This is a genomic window from Anoxybacillus sp. TBDG-1 (assembly GCF_054815885.1).
In genome coordinates this window covers 1-20,653 of the sequence record NZ_JBTZSY010000011.1, presented here as the reverse complement: position 1 = coordinate 20,653, position 20,653 = coordinate 1, and the positions used below count along the sequence as shown (strand labels likewise).

18 protein-coding genes are annotated in these 20,653 nt (G+C 43.2%); 5 read left to right on the top strand and 13 right to left on the bottom strand.

What is annotated here, in order from left to right; all coding sequences use genetic code 11:
• Positions 1 to 162 precede the first annotated feature (162 nt).
• On the top strand, positions 163 to 1,926 hold the full coding sequence (locus ACYQY7_RS05035; RefSeq protein WP_461201022.1) for an alpha-glycosidase: 1,764 nt from the start codon (positions 163 to 165) through the stop codon (positions 1,924 to 1,926).
• On the opposite strand, the gene ACYQY7_RS05030 is transcribed toward ACYQY7_RS05035, so the two are convergent.
• Positions 1,910 to 2,758, bottom strand: coding sequence for a helix-turn-helix domain-containing protein (locus ACYQY7_RS05030; protein ID WP_461201021.1), 849 nt, complete (start codon positions 2,756 to 2,758; stop codon positions 1,910 to 1,912). The two genes, ACYQY7_RS05035 and ACYQY7_RS05030, sit on opposite strands and share 17 nt — an antisense overlap.
• Positions 2,759 to 2,882: 124 nt before the next feature.
• Between ACYQY7_RS05030 and ACYQY7_RS05025 the strand changes: the two genes are divergently transcribed.
• Positions 2,883 to 4,226, top strand: coding sequence for an MATE family efflux transporter (locus tag ACYQY7_RS05025; RefSeq protein WP_461201020.1), 1,344 nt, complete (start codon positions 2,883 to 2,885; stop codon positions 4,224 to 4,226).
• Here the strand turns inward: ACYQY7_RS05025 and ACYQY7_RS05020 are convergent.
• The 8 genes from ACYQY7_RS05020 to asnB form a co-directional block, all read right to left on the bottom strand.
• Positions 4,204 to 5,670 carry a phytoene desaturase family protein gene (locus ACYQY7_RS05020; protein WP_461201019.1) on the bottom strand — a complete coding sequence of 489 codons (1,467 nt, stop codon included), beginning with the start codon at positions 5,668 to 5,670 and terminating at the stop codon, positions 4,204 to 4,206. The two genes, ACYQY7_RS05025 and ACYQY7_RS05020, sit on opposite strands and share 23 nt — an antisense overlap.
• On the bottom strand, positions 5,646 to 6,728 hold the full coding sequence (locus ACYQY7_RS05015) for a glycosyltransferase family 2 protein (RefSeq protein WP_461201018.1): 1,083 nt from the start codon (positions 6,726 to 6,728) through the stop codon (positions 5,646 to 5,648). Before ACYQY7_RS05015 ends, ACYQY7_RS05020 begins: the two co-directional genes overlap by 25 nt.
• Positions 6,725 to 7,390 carry a lysophospholipid acyltransferase family protein gene (locus ACYQY7_RS05010; protein ID WP_461201017.1) on the bottom strand — a complete coding sequence of 222 codons (666 nt, stop codon included), beginning with the start codon at positions 7,388 to 7,390 and terminating at the stop codon, positions 6,725 to 6,727. The genes ACYQY7_RS05015 and ACYQY7_RS05010 overlap by 4 nt, the downstream gene beginning before the upstream one ends.
• Complete coding sequence (locus ACYQY7_RS05005; protein ID WP_461201016.1) at positions 7,387 to 8,115, bottom strand: carotenoid biosynthesis protein; 729 nt, start codon at positions 8,113 to 8,115, stop codon at positions 7,387 to 7,389. Before ACYQY7_RS05005 ends, ACYQY7_RS05010 begins: the two co-directional genes overlap by 4 nt.
• Complete coding sequence (locus ACYQY7_RS05000) at positions 8,102 to 8,953, bottom strand: phytoene/squalene synthase family protein (RefSeq protein WP_461201015.1); 852 nt, start codon at positions 8,951 to 8,953, stop codon at positions 8,102 to 8,104. The genes ACYQY7_RS05005 and ACYQY7_RS05000 overlap by 14 nt, the downstream gene beginning before the upstream one ends.
• Positions 8,953 to 10,377: a phytoene desaturase family protein gene (locus ACYQY7_RS04995; RefSeq protein WP_461201014.1), complete on the bottom strand. Its 1,425-nt coding sequence runs from the start codon at positions 10,375 to 10,377 to the stop codon at positions 8,953 to 8,955. Before ACYQY7_RS04995 ends, ACYQY7_RS05000 begins: the two co-directional genes overlap by 1 nt.
• Positions 10,377 to 11,912, bottom strand: coding sequence for a phytoene desaturase family protein (locus ACYQY7_RS04990; RefSeq protein WP_461201013.1), 1,536 nt, complete (start codon positions 11,910 to 11,912; stop codon positions 10,377 to 10,379). Before ACYQY7_RS04990 ends, ACYQY7_RS04995 begins: the two co-directional genes overlap by 1 nt.
• A gap of 69 nt (positions 11,913 to 11,981) precedes the next feature.
• Complete coding sequence (gene asnB / locus ACYQY7_RS04985; RefSeq protein ID WP_461201065.1) at positions 11,982 to 13,832, bottom strand: asparagine synthase (glutamine-hydrolyzing); 1,851 nt, start codon at positions 13,830 to 13,832, stop codon at positions 11,982 to 11,984.
• Positions 13,833 to 13,956: 124 nt separating this feature from the next.
• Here asnB and ACYQY7_RS04980 point away from each other — a divergent pair, with 124 nt between their 5' ends.
• Complete coding sequence (locus ACYQY7_RS04980; protein WP_461201012.1) at positions 13,957 to 14,478, top strand: DUF2777 family protein; 522 nt, start codon at positions 13,957 to 13,959, stop codon at positions 14,476 to 14,478.
• On the opposite strand, the gene ACYQY7_RS04975 is transcribed toward ACYQY7_RS04980, so the two are convergent.
• Together ACYQY7_RS04975 and ACYQY7_RS04970 are read right to left on the bottom strand one after the other, a co-directional pair.
• On the bottom strand, positions 14,472 to 16,418 hold the full coding sequence (locus ACYQY7_RS04975; protein ID WP_461201011.1) for an EAL domain-containing protein: 1,947 nt from the start codon (positions 16,416 to 16,418) through the stop codon (positions 14,472 to 14,474). The two genes, ACYQY7_RS04980 and ACYQY7_RS04975, sit on opposite strands and share 7 nt — an antisense overlap.
• A gap of 113 nt (positions 16,419 to 16,531) precedes the next feature.
• Positions 16,532 to 16,888, bottom strand: coding sequence for a YisL family protein (locus ACYQY7_RS04970; RefSeq protein ID WP_461201010.1), 357 nt, complete (start codon positions 16,886 to 16,888; stop codon positions 16,532 to 16,534).
• A 147-nt stretch (positions 16,889 to 17,035) separates the two neighbouring features.
• Here ACYQY7_RS04970 and ACYQY7_RS04965 point away from each other — a divergent pair, with 147 nt between their 5' ends.
• On the top strand, positions 17,036 to 18,226 hold the full coding sequence (locus tag ACYQY7_RS04965) for an ornithine--oxo-acid transaminase (protein ID WP_461201009.1): 1,191 nt from the start codon (positions 17,036 to 17,038) through the stop codon (positions 18,224 to 18,226).
• 22 nt (positions 18,227 to 18,248) lie between these two features.
• On the opposite strand, the gene ACYQY7_RS04960 is transcribed toward ACYQY7_RS04965, so the two are convergent.
• Positions 18,249 to 19,112, bottom strand: coding sequence for a fumarylacetoacetate hydrolase family protein (locus ACYQY7_RS04960; protein ID WP_461201008.1), 864 nt, complete (start codon positions 19,110 to 19,112; stop codon positions 18,249 to 18,251).
• Between the two features lie 186 nt (positions 19,113 to 19,298).
• Here ACYQY7_RS04960 and ACYQY7_RS04955 point away from each other — a divergent pair, with 186 nt between their 5' ends.
• Positions 19,299 to 19,478, top strand: coding sequence for an aspartyl-phosphate phosphatase Spo0E family protein (locus tag ACYQY7_RS04955; RefSeq protein ID WP_461201064.1), 180 nt, complete (start codon positions 19,299 to 19,301; stop codon positions 19,476 to 19,478).
• A gap of 5 nt (positions 19,479 to 19,483) precedes the next feature.
• Here ACYQY7_RS04955 and ACYQY7_RS04950 read toward each other — a convergent pair whose 3' ends face one another.
• The gene (locus ACYQY7_RS04950) at positions 19,484 to 20,593 is read right to left on the bottom strand and encodes a DUF418 domain-containing protein (protein ID WP_461201007.1); all 1,110 of its coding nucleotides are present in this window, start codon (positions 20,591 to 20,593) and stop codon (positions 19,484 to 19,486) included.
• Between the last annotated feature and the right edge of the window lie 60 nt (positions 20,594 to 20,653).

Genomic DNA, 20,653 nt, shown 5'->3' with positions numbered 1-20,653 from the left:
TTTTCATCTTTTTTTGAATGAATGTTGACTTTTTAGTTCTGTTCATTTTACGCTTGACATAAGCAATGTATCCGCTTCCTTCAATCAAAACAGAGAAAGCGTATAAACATGTGATAAAAAGCGCAATCGATTGCGCTTACAGTTGAAAGGAGTGTTTGAAACATGTTAAAAGAAGCGATTTACCATCGCCCAAAAGATGCGTTTGCTTATGCATACGACGAGCGAACTCTACATATTCGTCTGCGGACAAAAAAAGATGATGTCGATGCGGTATACTTATTATTTGGCGACCCGTACGTTTGGAAAGACGACGCATGGCAATTTGACAAACAATCCATGCAAAAAAGCGGTTGTGACGCTTTGTTTGATTATTGGTTTATCGCTGTGCAGCCCCCGTATCGCCGCTTGCGTTATGGGTTTGAATTGCACGCCGGTGAAGACGTGCTCATCTATACAGAAAAAGGTTTTTACAAAGAAGCACCATCGGACGATACAGCATACTATTTTTGTTTTCCATTTTTAAATCGCATCGACGTGTTTCATGCGCCTAGATGGGTGAAAGACACAATATGGTATCAAATTTTCCCAGAACGGTTCGCCAACGGCAATCCGCGCTTAAACCCACCAAATACATTGCCATGGGGAAGCGTCGATCCAACGACAACGAGCTTTTTTGGCGGCGATTTTGAAGGGATCATCGCACGATTAGACTATCTTGTCGAACTCGGCATTAACGGCATTTATTTTACACCTATTTTCAAAGCGCCATCGAACCATAAATACGATACGATCGACTATTTCGAAATCGATCCGCAATTTGGGGACAAACAAACATTTAAACGGCTCGTTGAAGCATGCCATGAAAAAGGCATTCGCGTCATGCTTGATGCAGTGTTTAACCATAGCGGTTATTATTTTGCCCCGTTTCAAGACGTATTAAAAAACGGCGCGAAATCACGCTATAAAGATTGGTTTCATATTCGTGAATTCCCGCTTCAAACGGAACCGATTCCAAATTACGATACGTTTGCGTTCGTGCCAGAGATGCCGAAATTAAACACAGAAAACCCGGAAGTGAAACAATATTTATTAGATGTCGCGACATATTGGATTCGCGAATTTGACATTGACGGCTGGCGGTTAGACGTTGCGAACGAAGTCGATCATCAATTTTGGCGCAAGTTTCGCCAAGCGGTAAAAGCGATCAAACCGGACGTGTACATTCTCGGGGAAATTTGGCATGATGCAATGCCGTGGCTTCGCGGAGACCAATTTGATGCGGTTATGAATTATCCGTTTACAAACGGAGCGCTCAACTACTTTGCGAAAGAAAACGTAAAAGCAAGCGAATTTGCCCATACAATCGTGAACGTGTTGCATAACTATCCGCAAAACGTCAATGAAGTCGCCTTTAACTTGCTCGGCAGCCACGATACGCCACGCATTTTAACACAATGTGGTGAACGAAAAGAAAAGGTGAAGCTCATGTTTACGTTCCAGCTTTCTTTCAGTGGATCACCATGCATTTATTATGGGGATGAAATCGGCTTAACAGGTGGGCAAGACCCGCTTTGCCGAAAATGTATGGTATGGGAAAAAGAAAAGCAAGACCGCGATATACTCGCGCACGTACAGACGCTTATTTCATTGCGCAAACAATATCGCGCCTTGCGTGTTGGAGAATTTCATATGTTAGAAGCGAACGATGAAACAAATCATATCGCTTACGTCAAAACGTACGATGATGAAACGATCGTTTGCGTGTTAAACAATGCGGACACATCGCTTACATGGACCGTTCCATTTTCACTAAAAGACAAAACGGTCGTCAACCTTTGGACGAACGAATGCGTGACTGAGCAAACAATGAATATTGAACCGTATGGATTTCGCATGCTGCTTGTACAGCCTACGTGCGCTGAATAAAACGGCGATACTCGCTTGGCGTCATGCCTTCCATTTTTTTAAATATGCGCGAAAAATACGCGCCATCTTCAAATCCGACTTGTTTTGCAATCGCCGCGACCGTTTCATTCGTCGCGGCTAGTTTTTTCTTTGCCACTTTCAATCGATAATCATTTACATATTGCAACGCGCTCATGCCAATTGTTTTTTGCATACAGCGCGAAATGTAGTCAGGATGAAGTCGGAGGGCATAAGCAAGATGCTCCATTTCAAACGGTTCATCATAATGACGATGAATATATTCCATCGCCTCCCTACATACATGTTCAGCCGCTGACGGAATATGAAGTGTTTGTTTTTGCAGTTGAACGATCCATTGTGCAAATAATAACTGTTGTGACAGCGAATGATCCGGCGTTTGCTGTTCATGTACGATATGTTGAAGCGTCATCTCCATTCCTGCTTGGTTCAATTTCCCGTATTGCGGAATAAATAAACGATATTGCGCATAGTCCACATATGTTGCCTCTCGTTCAATAATATCACTCCATCCGCATGGCTGTTTTTCGACACGCTCGTATTGCGGGGCAGAAAAATGAACCCAAATAAAATATGTATCTCCATCGCAAGGCTCATGTCCGTAATGTTCAACCCCCGGACATAAAATGACGTACTCTCCTTCACGAATAACAAACGTTTCTTGTTGTTCCGTCATATATAACGTCCCTTTTTGCACATACAGTAAATCAAATACGGAAAATGTACGCCGAAAATGTTTCATCCCTTTTCGAAAAACCGCCTCTCCCCCTTTAATAAAAACAGGAAACGGCGGTACGGAAAACGATATATACATACAACCTCCCCCTTTAAGTCGGAAATGTACAAAAGTAATCGCCTTTTTCTCTTTTCACTATTATATACAATCCATTAAACTAAAAGCAGTTTGTAAGTCGGAAATTGTAAAGGGGTTGTCTTATTTGGCAAAAAAGCTTTCTTTATTTGCGCTCACATGGCCCATTTTTATTGAATTGACGCTTCATATGTTGACGGGCAATGCCGATACGTTTATGCTCAGTCAATATGCTGATGAAGCGGTGGCGGCGGTCGGTGTAGCCAATCAACTATTGTTTATGGTCATTGTCATGTTTGGCTTTATTGCGACCGGAACGTCAATTTTAATTGCGCAATATGCTGGGGCAAACGACGAAAAAACAGCTTCCTATATTGGAGCGACTTCCATTTGGGCGAATTTATTATTTAGCGTCATATTAAGCGTTGCGCTTTGGGCAGGAAGCGATCGTTTACTTCAACTAATGAACGTTCCAGACGAGTTGATGGTTGATGCGCGTGCCTATTTATGGATTGTTGGCGGCTTTTCGTTTGTGCAAGCGCTCATTATGACGCTCGGGGCTATATTGCGCAGCTACGGTTTTACACGCGATATGATGAATATTACGATTGGGGTCAACATATTAAACATAATCGGCAACTATTTCGTGTTGTTCGGACCGTTTGGCTTACCTGTTTTCGGGGTGGAAGGGGTCGCCTGGTCAACGACGATTAGCCGTATCATTGGGCTTGTCGTTGGATTTTTGCTCATCATGAAACGCCTCCCGCACCCTCTTCCACTTTTATCGAAAGAGGCGTTTTCATTTAGTTACATCAAACAATTATTAAAAATTGGTATTCCATCGGCTGGCGAACATGTCGCTTACAATACGTCACAACTTGCCATCACGTATTTTATTACAATGCTCGGCACAGAGGCGTTAACGACGAGAGTATATACACAAAACATCATGATGTTTATTTTTTTATTTAGCGTCGCCATCGGGCAAGGCACACAAATCATGATCGGGCATCTCGTTGGGGCAGAACGTTTTCATGAAGCGTATACCCGTTGCTTACGAAGTTTGCGTCTTGCAGTCATCATTTCGTTTACGATGGCAGCGTTGTTTTCTGTTTTTTCTGATCAACTGTTTTCCATTTTCACAAGCAACAAACGAATGATTGAAACAGGCGGAACGCTCATTTTAATCACAATGCTTCTTGAACCAGGGCGTTCGTTTAACCTTGTGGTCATTAACTCCTTGCGCGCTGCTGGCGATGTGAAATTTCCCGTCTATATCGGCATCGCTTCGATGTGGGGGGTGAGCGTCCCGCTTGCTTACGTGCTTAGTATTTCATTCGATCTCGGATTAGTCGGCGTCTGGCTCGCCTTTACTGCGGACGAATGGTTACGCGGCTTACTCGTCTATTGGCGTTGGAAATCAAACGTATGGCGCACAAAATCGTTCGTCAAAAAGGAAGCGACAGCTTAGCACCGAGCAAATGATTCGCGACATTTTGTCCGCTAATGACAACCATCGGCGACCCGCCTCCCGGGTGGGTCGTCCCGCCAACAAAATATAATCCCTTCACTCGCCGACATGCGTTCGACGGACGTAAAAACGTATCCCGACGTCGATTTGACGCCATTCCGTACAACGCCCCGCGATACGCGCCAAACTGTTCCGCAATATGAAGCGGAGTGATCACTTGTTCAACATCTGGGACAATGTCTAAACCATATGACTGAAGTCTTTCATACACCATTTGCTTATATGCGTGTTCATCTATTTGCATACGCCCATCTTCGGTAAGTGGTGGAGCATTCACTAACACAAACAAAGATGAACCTTCTTTCGTAAACGGTGGGGCACAAACGTATATCGTCGGATGTTCGCTATATCGCCCAGCAAATATATGTTCAAACTCTTGTTTATAATCGGCGGAGAAAAACACGTTGTGATGAGCTAAATCATCCCATTTTTCTTTCGTTCCAACTAACATGACAAAGGCGGAAATGGACGGCTCGGCTCGTTCATACGAACGATCATACGGATCGACGAGCTCGCGATATGCCCGCAATAAATCAGCATTCATAATGACGACATCTGCTTCCACCTTTTCCCCATCTTCAAGCTCGACTCCTTTTACCGTACCGTTTTGGACAATGACGCGCTTGACCGCCCGATTCGTATACAACGATGCCCCTGCTCGTTTCGCAATATTAGCAAACGTATGAGCAATGCGGGCGTTTCCTCCTTCCACATAATATACGCCATCAACCATTTCTAAATAAGCGATCATCGCAAACGTCGCTGGCGCCATATACGGTGATGAGCCAATGTACGTCGCGTAACGGTCGTACGCTTGAATGACATGTTCATTTGTAAAATAGCGACTAAAAAAAGAATGAAGCGTCTGAAACGGGCGAGCGTTCAATAAAGCAAGCGCAAGCGACGGTGACATATAATCAACAAACGAGCGAAACATGCGTGGAAAAAAGTACGTTTTCGCAAGTTTATACAACCTCTCCACTTCGCGTACAAAATCATCGTATTTTAATGCCCCGACGCGATCGATCGTCGCAAGCTGATGTTTCATATAGTCACGATCGCTTGATAGAAAAAACGTCGTTCCGTCTTCGTATACGTTTTTCGTATGGACAGCTAATTTCCGAAACGTCATGTAATCTTCAAGGCGTTCACCTGTTTGCTCGATGACGTGTTGAAACACAAACGGCATCGTAATCGTATTCGGCCCAAAATCAAAATAATAGTCGCCAAGTTGAACAGGCATTAACTTGCCGCCAAAATGACGATTTTTTTCAAATAGCTGCACATCAACACCACGATGTGCAAGTGTCACAGCAGCAGACAACCCACCGAGCCCCCCGCCAATGATGACGACTTTTTTCACATGTACGTCCTCCCTTTCCATTCATAACGTTTCGCGCGCATCGATGCATACATTAATACGATAAACGCAACTGCGCTTATCGGCATCCAATAACAAGTCGAAATCGAGCGCTCTGTCCTCCATTCGACATACGCTTTTTGAGCAATAACGATGATGAGCGGCAACGCATACGTTATCCCATACATCAACGACAACGGAGCAACAATGAGCGGCGCGACGTAAAATAGTCCGTAAAACATCGTGAGCATTACAACAAAAAACGGTGAGCGATTTAACCCGATATATACATTTTTCAAAAAACCTTCCCATACTTCTTTATTCGTTTCATACATATAACAAACAACATGTGTGCTGACGTTCGCTAAAATGACACGGTAACGGCGTGCTTTCATTTTACGCGCAATCATCACATCTTCAACGAGCTCACTTTTTACAGACGCATGCCCACCGATCGCTTCATACGCAGCGCGTTCAAAAAACAAACATGCCCCATGCGCCGCGGTCGCCGAACGCATATGCGTATAATTTGCTAAAAATAACGGTAAATGAAACAAAATAAAAAAATGTTGCAACGGAACGAGCCATTTTCCTACAAGTGGAAGCGACGATGGATGAAACGACGGAAAACCGGTCACTAATTTCGCATCATACGCTTCGGCGACCGCCAACAATTTTTCAATGACTGCAGGCTTTAACTCGACATCCGCATCAATAAAAAACAAATACGCCCCGTTTGCTTGCTGAGCGAGTTGATGACACGCATGCACCTTCCCTGCCCAGCCGTCAGGAAGCGCCTTTCCTTGCAAAAGCGTAAAACGATCGTCCCCTTTCGTTTCTTTCAACAATAATTCATACGTGCGATCAGTCGATTGATCATCAAGAAGTAAAAACTCAACACGTTCATACGTCAACTGCTTCAACGAACGAACAAGTCGCACGACATTGCGCTCTTCATTGCGAAGGGGAACAAGGACGCTGACAAGCGGGCGATCAGCAATTTGCGGACGTTTCGGAAGCGAAATAAGAAACAAAGAGTTAAAAACTGTCCAAATGAAAAAACTTGCCCATACGCCAATCATAACGTCCCTCCGTTCCAATGTGTAAACGACTGAAGCTCTTCACTAGCAACTAAGTTCCTCACCTCGTCTAGTTGTGCGATGCAAATACGTTCGAGTTCAGCCGTTTTTTCTTTTCGATTGCTCCCTGAAACGTCACAAATACGTAACGGCTCGCCAATATGAATAAACCATTCTGGCTTGCGATGGTGACGAAAACTATGATAAAACGCAAGCGGCACAATCGGCACGTTCGCCCGTTCCGCTACATATACAGCGCCTGTGAAAAACTGAAGCGGTCGTTTTTCAATATGTTGTTCCTCTCCTTGCGGAAACATCCAAACGCTTTTTCCCTCACGCAATAACGAAACGGCATAGTCAAGCGACCTCACCATCTCTTTTCGTTTCGTCCGATCAATCGAAAAACCGCCAAGCTTACGAAAAAACGGATATTGTTTTAACCCTTCTTCGCTCATCATCGCATAACTATTTTGTCGAAACAGAAAACGGCTCAATTGAAAAGCGATGAGCCCATCCCACCATGAACTATGATTCGCCACATATAACGCAGGTGTTCGTACAACATGTCCCCGTACGTACAATCGATGAAACGATGTACGCAACAACCATGTGTTGTAAAGCGAAAACATCCATTCAAATGCGCGGCTTTTTTTCGCCTCAATCATGCCGACCGTCTCCATTTCCAAAAAATAAACGTCGCAAGCGACAACCCAAGCAAAAAAGCAACGTACAATTGTTCTAGTAAAGCAAGAAATAAAAACATCACTTCAAGAAGAAAAAACAGAGAAATCGCTCTCCTCTCTGAACTTGCTTCATGCGCAGGGAGAACGAACAATAAAAGATGAATGATAAACGCAACAACAAACCATCCGACAAAATTTTGGAGCGGAACGTTATAATATACGCTCGTTCCTTCCCAAAGCCAATATTGTTTTGCAACATATGCCACCGGGTCAATAACTAAATCTAATACGACCGCCAAAGATGCGCCAACAACGGAAGCAACAATGGGGCTTGTTTGCGAAACGAAACGTAACGCGAGCGCATGCGTGCAACCGATAACCGCAAGCCAAGCAAAACCGATCGCTATCGGAACGCCAAATATGGTCATACCAAATTGATTCGTATAATCATATGAGCCAAAAATGAGACTATACGTCGCCCCAACATACTCCACCGCCATTGTACCAATGAAGATTGCAATCGTTGCGATGATTCCCCGTCGACCGTACCTTTCGATTAAAAATAATGCGCCAATCATTCCTGCAAGCATTAAAAAGACAACATTCGCCCACTCTAACCACGGCGGTAGAAGATGAAAGCCGACGAGCACAAGTCCGCATCCATACCAAATAAGAAAAAGGCGGTATAAACGCTCACCCCACTTCAACGTTTTCGCCTCCAATTTGTTGGAGCAACGCTTTTTTCCGCTCGTCTGACACGAACGCTCGCTTCGTAAATACGTCATATTGTTGCTCACGAACAACGTGTAAAATACTTTTGTACATAAGCGCCGCTCCTTTTACGGCAAAACGGGCAGACAGTGGATAAAGAGAAAACGTTTTTTCCGCATCCGCATATCTGTTTTCCGCTTCTTGTGCAATATGCTCCCATAAATCAATAAATGAGCTCGTGACTTGACCAAAAGCGAGCTGTTGTTCATTCACTCCATACATATTCATCCATTCGCGTGGCAAATACACGCGACCGCGCATCATATCTTCCCCGACGTCGCGCAAAATGTTCGTCAACTGCATCGCTTCCCCAAGCGCGATGGCGCTTTCTTTTAACTGCTCGCGGCGATGCGGTGCTAAAATCGGCAATAACATTAAGCCAACGGTGCTTGCGACACAATAACAATAGTGCAGCAACTGTGAAAACGTATCATAACGATGAACGGTTAAATCCATTTTTTGTCCTTCAATCATATGCGAAAACGGTTCAGCGTCCATGTCATAGCGCGAAAAGACATCGCGAAGCGCTACCCACATAAAGTCATGTTCTGTATATCCGTCCAAAAACGATTTCCATTGTTTTTCAAACTGTCGTAGTTGTTGATGTGGCTGTTTCCCTTCATCGACAATATCATCGACGCGACGACAAAATGCGTAAATCGCCCAAATCGCATTGCGATCATGTAACGATAAAACTGAAAATGCGCGATAAAACGTTTTCGAATGATGTGCCGTCAACGCTTCACATTGCGCATACGCTTGCCTTATATTCATCATTCCCCACTCCAATCATACGATATTTGTTGTGCACATAACTGTGCTCCTTGCATGACAATCGGCACCCCTCCACCGGGATGAATCGACGCACCAACGCCATATACGTTTTCATAGCGTGTCGACTTCACTTGCGGGCGAAATGGACCCGATTGAAATAACGTCGGGGCGATCCCAAACATACCACCATCATACAGCCCTTCTTTTTGTGCATCAAGCGGCGTACGCACATGCATCCACTCGATCGCCTGTTTGACATTCGGAAACGCCCGTTTTTCTACTTCATCGACGATGCGAGCGATCCAACGATCTTGTTTCGTCCAATCGATATGCCGTCCAGCTGGCACGGGAATTAACACATATAACACACTTTTTCCTTCAGGTGCGAGCGAACGATCGACTGCTGACGGATAAAACGTATAAAATGACGGATCTTGCGGGACGACTTTGCGATCAAATACATCGTCCATATGTTGTTGAAAATGATGCGGTAAAAAAAATTGATGAATCGGTGCATCGTACGTACGCCCAAGTCCGATATAAAGCAACACGCAGCTCGATGAAGGAGTCCACGTTCGTTTGTTCGTCATCATTGTCGGCTCATCTGTATTCATCACAAATACATCAAAACGATGCTTTTCTCCTTTCGCATAAAGCGCCTCAACAGTAGGACCGTTCACTTCGTACCGTTCCACTTCCGTTTGCAATCGAACGGTTACTCCTGTTTCTTCTAGCTTTCTTGCAAGCAAAGAAACGAGACTTGCGTAGCCGCCTTTTACGTAATACACACCGTGCGCATGCTCGCTAAACGAAACGAGCGAGTAAAGCGATGGCGTTGCATACGGATTGCCGCCAATATATAACGTTTGTAACGAATAAGCAAGCTGCAACCGTTCGTCGTGAAAATAACGGCTCATTCTCGTTTTCACAGATTGATAGGCGCGCATACGAGAAAAAAGCGCCATCGTTTCTTTCGTGAAAAACGTTTGTTTCTTTATAAATGACTTCGTTAAAATGAGCTCATCGCCTTTCGCAAAATATTCCCTCATCTCATTCATAAAACGTTGAAACCCTTTTTCTTCTCCAGGAAACAGGCGAGCAATTTCTTCTACTTGTCTTTCTTCTTCCGCATATTTTGTATACGATATGCCGTCTGCAAAATGAATCGTATACATCGGATCGCAGCGAACAAGCTCGTATTCATCTTCTGTTATACCAACATCGGAAAGGAACGTGCGCAACTTTTCTGGCAGTAATACAATCGTTGGACCAGCATCGATGCGAAACCCGTCTCGCTCAACAAACGAAAGCCGCCCGCCAAGTCGATCGTTTTGTTCAAAAATCGTCACATGCGCGCCGCGTTTTGCTAGCCATAACGCCGTCATCATTCCACCAATTCCGCCACCGACAACGGCAATGTTCATCACGCTTCCCTCCGTTTCGGCAAAGCGCCAACAGGAATAAGCGGTTGACGATGAGCATGCAATATGCCGTTTGCGGTAATGCGAGCCGATTCAAAAATCGTCGGCAAACCGCTTCCCGGATGCGTCCCACCACCGACAAGCCAGCAATGTTGCAACTCTTCAAATTCGTTATGTGGACGAAACACCATCATTTGCGACAACTGATGCCCTAAGTTAAATGTCGCCCCTTCGTAAACGAATATGTCATGCTCCCAATCGTGTGGGGTAATGATTTTTTCATATTCAACATGTTGTTCCATACGCCCCCATCCTAACTTTTTCGCAAGCGTATCCCATAGTTTTTGGCGAAACGGTTCTTTCTCTTTTTCCCAATCAATTCCGCTTGTATTGTTCGGCACAGGCGCTAAAATGTAAAGCGCACTTTTTCCTTTTGGTGCTACTGTTTCATCTGTCACGATCGCATTTTGTACGTAAATAGATGGATCGTGCGGAATCGTTTTTTCTTTCGTAATTTCATCGACATTTCGCTTATAATCATCCGCAAATATAATCGTATGATGAGCAAGATCAACCTGCTTGTTTATCCCGACATACATCATAAACGTTGAACATGAATATTTCTTTTGTTGCAACTTTTCTTTGCGATATTTGTTTAATACCCCATCATCAACGAAATTTGTCATCGCATAAGCAAAATCAGCATTAATAATGACTTCATCAGCCGCCACTTTTTCACCGTTTTCTAGTATGACGCCTTTCACCGTACGACCATCAAGCCAAAGCTTTTTTACCCCTGTGTTGACATACACGCGTCCTCCATATTCTTCAACGACGCGCGCCATCGCTTTTGGAATTTCATTTAATCCACCGATGGCGTGATAAATGCCGTACGCATGTTCCATATACGATAAAATGGAAAATGCACCTGGACATTCCCAAGGGGACATGCCTAAATATTTCGCTTGAAACGTAAATGCTAAACGAAGGCGCTCATCATGAAAATATCGGCTTAATATATCGTATAGCGATTGCGATAACGTCAATTGCGGCAACGCTTTTAACACCGTCGGTCGCAAATAATGGTATAATCTATCCATTTTACTTTGCAAAATTGGGGCAAGCGCCTGCAACTTCCGCTCGTTTTCATTCATAAACCGGTCATAACCGCCTTCGTTTCCTGGAAATAGCGCAGCAATTTGTTCTTTCATTCGTTTCCGATTCATCGTCATCGCTAACTTCACATCGTTAAAAATCAGTTCATACATCGGATTTAATTCAACTAGTTTAACATAGTCATGTATGTTTCTTCCTGCGGCTGTAAATAGTTCTTCAATAATATGAGGCATGCTTAAAAACGTCGGTCCGATGTCAAAGCGATACGGTCCAAGCTCAAATCGTCCATTTCGTCCGCCTACGTACGATTGTTTTTCAAATACGGAAACGTCATATCCTTTCGCGGCAAGCAACATCGCTGCAGCAAGCCCACCAGGTCCCGCCCCAACGACAACAATTTTTTTCACGCTATCCACCACCATTAAACAAAAGTTATACAAACATTATACAAGATAATAAAAAAATAAGAAAGAAAAAAAGACAGCCGTTTTTTAGCTGTCTTTTAAACGAATGTTATAATGCTCAAACCATTCGTGAAATTGAATAAAATACGCTAAAAGTTGCGGACCAGACATCAGCTGCCCAAACCATGGGATGCGGAAAGAGTTACCTTTTGTCTCAACTAATTCTTTTAGCTTCTTTTCATCAAACAATTCATATAAAATGGACGAGCGATTCGCCAAAATTGTCTCTAATCGTTCAGCAACGATGTCCGTATAGCGCGGATGATGTGTTTTCGGATACGGACTTTTTTTCCGATACAAAACGCCATCTGGCAAAATCCCTTCCAACGCTTTACGTAAAATGCCTTTTTCACGATTGTTGTGCATTTTCATCTCCCACGGAACGTTCCATACGTATTCAACGAGACGATGATCAGCAAATGGCACACGCACTTCTAAACTTGCCGCCATGCTCATTCGGTCTTTTCGATCTAAAAGTGTCGTCATAAACCAAATCATATTTAAATAAAATAATTCGCGTCGGCGCGCTTCTTCCACACTTTCTCCGTCTGCGTGGGGAACTTCACGAAGCGTTTCTTTATAACGCATATGCGCATATTCATGAAGTGGCAGTTTTTCTCGCCATACTTCATTTAAAAGATGAAATCGTTCATCTAACGACCGCATCCACGGAAATCCATCTCGCTCAAAATCTTCTTTTCTATGGAACCATGGATAGCCACCGAAAATTTCATCCGCGCATTCACCTGACAAACTAACAACAAACTGTTGCTTAATTTGACGGCAAAACCAGAGAAGCGAGGAATCAATATCCGCCATCCCAGGCAAATCACGGGCAACGACTGCCGCTTTTAAATCATCAGCTAACTGTTGTTGCGAAATGACACACGTATGGTGAACGGTTTGAAACGCATCGGACATTTGCTTAATCCACGGTCCGTCGCTATTCGGTTGAAATGCGTTGGCTGTAAAATATTGTTCGTTTTCTTCATAATCAATGGAATACGTATGAAGCGGTCCTTTTCCTTCTCGTTCAAACGCCTGCGCCGCAATCGCTGTAATGGCGCTTGAGTCGACGCCCCCTGACAAAAACGTACACACCGGAACATCTGACACAAGTTGACGTGTAATCGCATCAATAAGCAATGTTCGAATATGCTCGACCGTTTCATCAAATGAATGGACATGCGGTACGCTTTGTACGTTCCAATAGCGCCATTGATGCACGCCACGCTCAGCAACGATCATCGCATGGGCCGGTCGCAGTTCATAAATCGTTCGAAATACGCCATGTCCCGGAGTGCGCGACGGGCCAAGCGCTAAAATTTCGCATAAACTTTCGCGATCAATTTCTGCTCGAACGTTTGGATGTGCTAAAATCGCTTTAATTTCTGAAGCGAACAAAAACTCTCCTTGTTCATGGCGATAAAAAAGCGGCTTCACTCCTAAACGATCGCGCGCTAAAAACAACCGTTGCCGTTCATCATCCCACACCGCAAATGCAAAAATGCCATTGAAATGATCGACGCATTGTTCGCGCCATTCCATGTATGCCGTAAGCAACACTTCTGTATCCGAATGTCCTTGAAACGTATATCCTTTTTTCAATAACTCTGTTCGAATATCTTCTGTATTATATAGCTCCCCATTATAACAAATCGTATAACGATAGCCGTTTTTCATTCGCGTCATCGGCTGCACGCCACCTGCTGGATCAACGACAATAAGCCGCTTATGTCCAAATGCAACATGGTCATCAAGCCAAACGTTCGTATCATCAGGCCCTCGGAAAGAGAGCGTATTGGTCATCTTGAGTACCGTTTCTTCCTCTTGATGTAAACGACGTCTAAAATGAACCCATCCGGTAATTCCGCACACGTCAATCATTCCCTTCTGTTGTAAACAAGTATGAAGCATGCTTTTATTTTATGCACCGTTTATATAAATGATGAGTTGTCTATAATGGCGTACGGAGGGAATTGATACGAAAGGAGTGGAACACATGGATCGCCTTGCATCATTACGCGCGCAAAAACGCGCTTACATCTACGGTGTTGTTGAACAAGTAAATGGCGAATGGGTGTTTTTTGACGAAGACGATGAAGCACATGAGTTTACAAGTTTGCCTGAAGAGGTTGAACTTTTTCGCTTCGGTCAATGGATAAAAGGATGGCTTGGCGAACATGGAGACATATACATGTCGGAACGTTATACATTAAAAAACGGTGATCGTCTTCGCTACACGAAACCGTTATCGCACGCATACGAACAATGGCTCGCTCAGCTACCCGATCACGCGTTTTTCCATTTCATTCATTTAATTAACGAATGGAATTTTTCAGTATATGACTGTTTGTATTGTTATAACTATATGTTATTTGCTGAAAAAGGGGTTAATTTTTTAATGTTCGACAACTCGCTCGACATGTGTAACGTCCAACATTATTTTGATGGGAAACAACACCGTTTCGAGCTGACGTTGCAAACAGGAAAAAAAATGATTGGCGTACAACTCGATCATTGAATGGTGGATTCGCTTCCTTGCAACACTTGTTGTTCAAACTGTTCGGCAGGAAGTGGTTTAAAAATGGCGTATCCTTGCGCATAATGACATTTTAATCGTTTCAACAATTTCATTTGTTCCGCCGTTTCAACGCCTTCTGCAACAACTTTTAAGCGCAAACCGTGCCCCATCGTAATAATCGATTTGACGATCGCAATATCTGAGCGATCTTTATGAAGTTGATAAATGAACGATCGGTCAATTTTTAGCGTATGAATCGGCAAATTTTTTAAGTAACTAAGCGATGAATAGCCTGTGCCAAAATCATCAATCGACACGTGCACGCCAAGTTGTTGCAATTTTTTCATGACGTGAATGCTGTAATACATATTGCGCAACATCGAGCTTTCCGTTAATTCTAAATGTAAACAATGGGCAGGAAGTTGCGATTGCTTGAGCGCTTGTTGGACGTCTTCAAAAAACGTCGGATGCTGAAATTGCGTTGCTGAGACGTTGACAGAAATCATTAACGAATCAAAGCCGAGATCGTGCCATTTTTTCGTTTGCATGCACGCTTCTGTTAACACCCAGCGCCCAAGATCGTGAATGAATCCAATTTCTTCAGCAATCGGAATAAACTCAAGTGGAGAAACAAGACCAATTTTCGGATGTTTCCAACGCAACAACGCTTCGCTCCCGATAATTTTTCCTGTCATTAAATCGAGAAGCGGCTGATAGACGAGAAAACATTCATTTTTGTCGAGCGCTTTCCGTAAATATCGTTCTAGCTCGACGCGATGCATCACTTGCTCGTTCATTTTTGTCGCGTACAATTTCACATTGTTGCCGCCGTTTTGTTTCGCTCGATTCACGGCTGTATCCGCATTTTTTAATAGCGAATGCGCATCAACCCCATCCGTCGGATAAAAGCTTATACCAACGCTTGCGGTTAAAAAAAACTCTTTTTCTTCATACACGATCGGTAAAGCAATATGTTGAAGCAGTTTTTTCACCCATTCAACGACCGTTTGCACGTCCGTTTGCTCAGTGAACAATAGGCTAAACTTATCTCCGCCAAAACGGCCGAAATGCGCGCCCGATGGCAATATATTTTTTATCCGCTCCGCCATTTGCTTTAATATTTCATCCCCGCCGTAATGACCGATCGTATCGTTCACGATTTTAAATCGATCCATATCAATAAACAATACTGCAAGTGAATCGCCTGTTTCTTTCGCTTTGTCGATTGCATTTTTCACGATATTTGTAAATTTCAGCCGATTTGGTAGCCCTGTGTCAATATCGTGATATGCAATATATTTGATATGTTCCTCCGCGCGCTTTTGTTCCGTAATGTCGCGCCCGATGCCGTAAATACCGACTTTTTGTCCATCAACGATAATCGGGACGTTTTTAATTTGGAATAAATATACTTCTCCTGATTTTGCTGGAATTTCTAAATTGTATTGTTGCACTTTTCCTTTTAGCGCGCGATAAAAATAGCGACGAACGCGCGGGATGTCTTCTTTTTTAATGTAATTAAGTGAATTTGTATGCAAAATTTCGTTTGCTTTATACCCGAACACTTGTTCAAATGCAGGATTGACACTTGTGAAATTGCCTTCTAAATCGGTGGAATATACAATATCTGGATTGTGTTCAAACAAGGAGCGGTAATATTGTTCAGATAGCTTCATTTTTTGACGCATTTCGTCTAAATCCGCTCGACATTCGTCAAAAACGAGGGCACAAATGACTGCTTGTTCCGATGCATCCCCAATCATCGGAAACAGCTTTGCCTGGGGTAAATGATGTTGCACATATTGTTCGACTTGCATGCGAAACGAAGGAGAGAGGGAAGAAACGAAAATCGTTAGTTGGTCATACTCATATAAACGATAGTCGCTCACCCACTGTTCCCAATCGGCAAACGTGTGACAAACCGTTTGAAATAACTTCATCCCCTTTTTCCCACTCTTTCTTTCTCTTTATATTTTTAGAATTATCAATCAATTAACATTATAACACATTTCTATATGATGGAAAAAGAAAAAAGTTGGCGCATATGCCAACTTTATAAAAAGAACGAAAAGCCGAACGGTAGTTTAAATCCGAGATATAGTACGATCACAAACGCCACAATAAACTGAAGCCAAAACATGTTCGTATTTTTTCCTTTCGCTGTTCGAACGAGAATCATTTCCATCGTTCCGATCACCCATAAACCGACAATCACTTTGACAATATAAAGGAACGGAAATGAGGACATGGTATGTAAAATCCACGCACCTGTCGCTATAATGAACACGTAAAATAAGCGCAACAACATGTGCACCATTTTTGTTTTTTCATGTCCTTTTGCTTGAAACGCAATCGCCACGATAAATAAAATAAGCGCAACAACCCACGTTGTAATATGTGCATGTGTCATAATGATGCTCCTTTCTTCATTTCATATATGCCTATCATAGCACGTCCATATAAAATTTGAAAAAGAAAACGCTCACCTTTTCTATTTACTTTCTATATTCACTTCAAGTATGTTATATATGTGACTATTGAAATCGGAGGGATTGACGTGAAGACAGCACAAATCATTGAACTAACGGAAAAGTACGGAGCAAATAACTATCATCCACTTCCAGTCGTCTTATCGAAAGGCGAAGGTGTATGGGTAGAAGATCCAGAAGGTAATCGTTATATGGATATGTTAAGCGCTTACTCAGCGGTCAATCAAGGACATCGCCATCCGCGCATCGTCCAAGCGCTTATTGAACAAGCAAATAAAATTACATTAACATCGCGCGCATTCCATAACGACCAACTCGGTCCATGGTATGAAAAAGTAGCAAAATTAACGAACAAAGAAATGGTATTACCGATGAACACAGGGGCAGAGGCGGTCGAAACAGCAGTCAAAGCAGCACGACGCTGGGCATATGACGTCAAGGGTGTTCCTGCTGATCAAGCGGAAATTATCGTTTGTGAAGATAACTTCCACGGACGGACGATGACCGCGGTATCGATGTCATCAAACCCAGAATACAAGCGCGGATTCGGTCCGATGCTTTCGGGCATTAAAGTTATTCCGTTCGGCGACGTAGAAGCGTTAAAGCAAGCGATTACACCAAACACCGCCGCCTTTATTTTTGAACCGATTCAAGGAGAAGCAGGCATTAACATTCCGAAAGAAGGATTTTTAAAAGCGGCATACGACGTATGTAAACAACATAACGTTTTATATATTGCGGACGAAATTCAATCAGGTCTCGGCCGCTCAGGTAAAATGTTTGCATGCGATTGGGAAAAAATTGAACCAGACATGTACATTCTCGGTAAGGCGCTTGGTGGCGGCGTATTCCCAATTTCATGCGTAGCAGCAAACCGCGACATTCTTGGTGTATTCAATCCAGGCTCGCACGGATCGACATTCGGTGGCAACCCGCTCGCTTGCGCCGTTTCCATCGCTGCGCTTGATGTCATCGTCGAAGAAAAATTACCAGAACGCTCATTGGAGCTCGGTCAATACTTCCAAGAAAAATTGCGCGAAATCGATCATCCAGACATTAAAGAAGTGCGTGGCAGAGGGTTATTTATCGGCGTCGAATTACACGTCCCTGCGCGTCCGTATTGCGAAAAACTGCAACAAGAAGGGCTATTATGTAAAGAGACGCATGATACAGTCATCCGCTTTGCCCCTCCGCTCGTCATTACAAAAGAAGAGCTCGATTGGGCAATTGAAAAAGTGAAAAAAGTATTTGAACAGTAAAAAGCTGGGACTCCCCAGCTTTTTATTTCACGACATTACGCAACGTCCCGATTTGTTCAATCGTAATTTCAATTACATCTCCCGACTGTAAAAAGCGCGGAGGATGCATCCCTTTTCCAACACCTGCTGGCGTCCCTGTCGCGATAATATCTCCCGGCTCTAACGTCATTCCTTTCGATAATGTCGCAATGATTGTTGGAATGTCGAAAATAAATTGCGCTGCCGACGCCGATTGCCTCACTTCTCCATTCACTTTTGTTTCAATATGTAACGCATGTGGCTCAATAATTGCCGAACGATGAACGATCCACGGTCCCATCGGACATGACGTATCTAAACTTTTCCCAAGCAAATATTGTTTATGTCTTTCTTGTAAATCGCGCGCCGTCACATCGTTGACAATCGTATAACCAAATACGTAATCGAGCGCCTGCTCTTTCGGGATCGCTTTTCCCTTTTTCCCAATAACAATCGCAAGTTCCCCTTCATAGTCTAACTGATCGGTTACATCCGCATGGCGTAAAATCGTTCCCTCATGCCCGATCACTGTCGTTGGCGCTTTCGAAAATACAATGATGTTTTCGTGATCCGCTACACCTCCCATTTCTTGCGCATGGTCGGCATAATTTTTTCCGATACAAAAAATATTTTTTGTCGGACGCGGAATCGGCGCAAGCAATTGGACATCATGAAGTTCATACATCCACTCCGGCCGCACACGTTCAAGTACACGTTGCACTTTTTCAATAAACGATTCACCAAGTTCTATGCATTCGATCATCGTATGCGGTATCGTTTCATCTGCTTTCGATAAATGAACGACTTTCTTCCCATGAACAACCCCCACAAACACATCCGATCCGGCGTGCGCTGTAACAAATTTCATTTCCTCAACCCCTTTTTCGTATGATCGAACATCATTATTTTCTCTTTTTTATAACTAAACTCCTTTGTAAAAAAATTATTTTTCAGCACATTATACTATTTCCTTTTTCTTCAGAATATGTATAATAGTTTATACATACAGTCGTTTACAGACTGTTGACGAAAATGAAAAATGTTGGTGAACGTTATGTCTCTTTCCCTCATCGAAAAGAAAAGACAACAATTAATTGAATTGGCGCAAATGTACGGTTTTTCTGCAAAAGAAACGATCCAATGTAGCCAAGAGCTTGACGAATTGTTAAATAAGCATTTGAAAGAAGCCGTGCTTTTTCATAAAGAAAAAGAAGACAAGCCGTGTACGACATGATCGACTCATGTCGTTTTCTTTTTTCCATACGTCATCCATCGCCATATACGTTCCAGCGGTCCGATGTCATGTTTTTTAAGCCACCAACGGCTCCAACATATTTGTATGACATATACAACGAGTGCGACAGCGAGCGCTTGTTTCGGTGTTACTTTTCCATACAATCCGAAGCCATATGAATAAAAAATGGTCGTGCAAATGACAGATTGCATAAGATAGTTCGTGAATGCCATTTTGCCGACAGGCGCAAAAAAACGAATAACGTTCGCTGGTACAAACGAAAATGCGGTCAAATAAAACAGAGCGAGCGCAGGACCTCCAATCATATCTTGGGCATACTCGGTTACGATATTTTTTTCGACATACGGGAGCCATTTAAAAACCATACCAACAATAAACGAGCCGATACACCATTTTTGTATCGTAGCGCGATGTCGATTGACATCATGAAACCACTTTTCTTTTGCGATATATGCACCAAATAAAAAAAACGGTAAAATCGTCAATATAAAAATAAATGCTTGTGTCAATGAATTGACGTACAACCAATCATACGCTCGCTGCATAAAAATTTGTTCCCACGTGCCTTGTTGATAATTTGCTATCGCTTGTTGCGCCAACGTCGGTTGTGAAAAATCGACATCGCCACTTATTTTCCACATAAGCCACATTAATACTGTTGAACCGAAAGCCCAACCGCTCCAAAGCAAAAGCGCCCAGTTACGCAACGTTTTTGCAGTCGCTTGAAAAAACGGAAAAAGAAACAAACCAACGACTGCATAGCCGATTAAAATATCACCGTGCCAAATGAAAAACGCATGAATGACGCCAAATAGCAACAACGCTAGCAACCGACGCAAAAAAGCCACTCGAAACTGCTCGCCACCTTTTTCAAGCATCACCCATGCTCCCCAACCGAACAACAACGAAAAAAGCGGATAAAAGCTCGCTTGCACAAATAGATCGACACACAGAAGCAACAAGCGGTCAACACCATCATTCGCAAACACCGAGGCATCGACATACAGCATCGGAAGCGAAAAATCAAGGACGTTCACAAGCAAAATGCCAAGCAACGCCAAACCACGTACTGCATCAATTGTCGAAATACGCATCATCTTCCGTTACAGAAAACTTACAAAACTTTATAAATAATCTATTCATTATTTATAAAG

What these genes read in the sequence shown, in the direction of transcription:
- ACYQY7_RS05035 (WP_461201022.1), top strand. Translation starts at nt 163, where the DNA reads ATGTTAAAAGAAGCGATTTACCATCGCCCAAAAGATGCGTTTGCTTAT.
- ACYQY7_RS05030 (WP_461201021.1), bottom strand. Translation starts at nt 2,758, where the DNA reads ATGTATATATCGTTTTCCGTACCGCCGTTTCCTGTTTTTATTAAAGGG.
- ACYQY7_RS05020 (WP_461201019.1), bottom strand. Translation starts at nt 5,670, where the DNA reads ATGGAAAGGGAGGACGTACATGTGAAAAAAGTCGTCATCATTGGCGGG.
- ACYQY7_RS05015 (WP_461201018.1), bottom strand. Translation starts at nt 6,728, where the DNA reads ATGATTGGCGTATGGGCAAGTTTTTTCATTTGGACAGTTTTTAACTCT.
- ACYQY7_RS05010 (WP_461201017.1), bottom strand. Translation starts at nt 7,390, where the DNA reads ATGATTGAGGCGAAAAAAAGCCGCGCATTTGAATGGATGTTTTCGCTT.
- ACYQY7_RS05000 (WP_461201015.1), bottom strand. Translation starts at nt 8,953, where the DNA reads ATGAATATAAGGCAAGCGTATGCGCAATGTGAAGCGTTGACGGCACAT.
- ACYQY7_RS04995 (WP_461201014.1), bottom strand. Translation starts at nt 10,377, where the DNA reads ATGAACATTGCCGTTGTCGGTGGCGGAATTGGTGGAATGATGACGGCG.
- ACYQY7_RS04990 (WP_461201013.1), bottom strand. Translation starts at nt 11,912, where the DNA reads ATGGTGGTGGATAGCGTGAAAAAAATTGTTGTCGTTGGGGCGGGACCT.
- ACYQY7_RS04980 (WP_461201012.1), top strand. Translation starts at nt 13,957, where the DNA reads ATGGATCGCCTTGCATCATTACGCGCGCAAAAACGCGCTTACATCTAC.
- ACYQY7_RS04975 (WP_461201011.1), bottom strand. Translation starts at nt 16,418, where the DNA reads ATGAAGTTATTTCAAACGGTTTGTCACACGTTTGCCGATTGGGAACAG.
- ACYQY7_RS04970 (WP_461201010.1), bottom strand. Translation starts at nt 16,888, where the DNA reads ATGACACATGCACATATTACAACGTGGGTTGTTGCGCTTATTTTATTT.
- ACYQY7_RS04960 (WP_461201008.1), bottom strand. Translation starts at nt 19,112, where the DNA reads ATGAAATTTGTTACAGCGCACGCCGGATCGGATGTGTTTGTGGGGGTT.
- ACYQY7_RS04955 (WP_461201064.1), top strand. Translation starts at nt 19,299, where the DNA reads ATGTCTCTTTCCCTCATCGAAAAGAAAAGACAACAATTAATTGAATTG.
- ACYQY7_RS04950 (WP_461201007.1), bottom strand. Translation starts at nt 20,593, where the DNA reads ATGCGTATTTCGACAATTGATGCAGTACGTGGTTTGGCGTTGCTTGGC.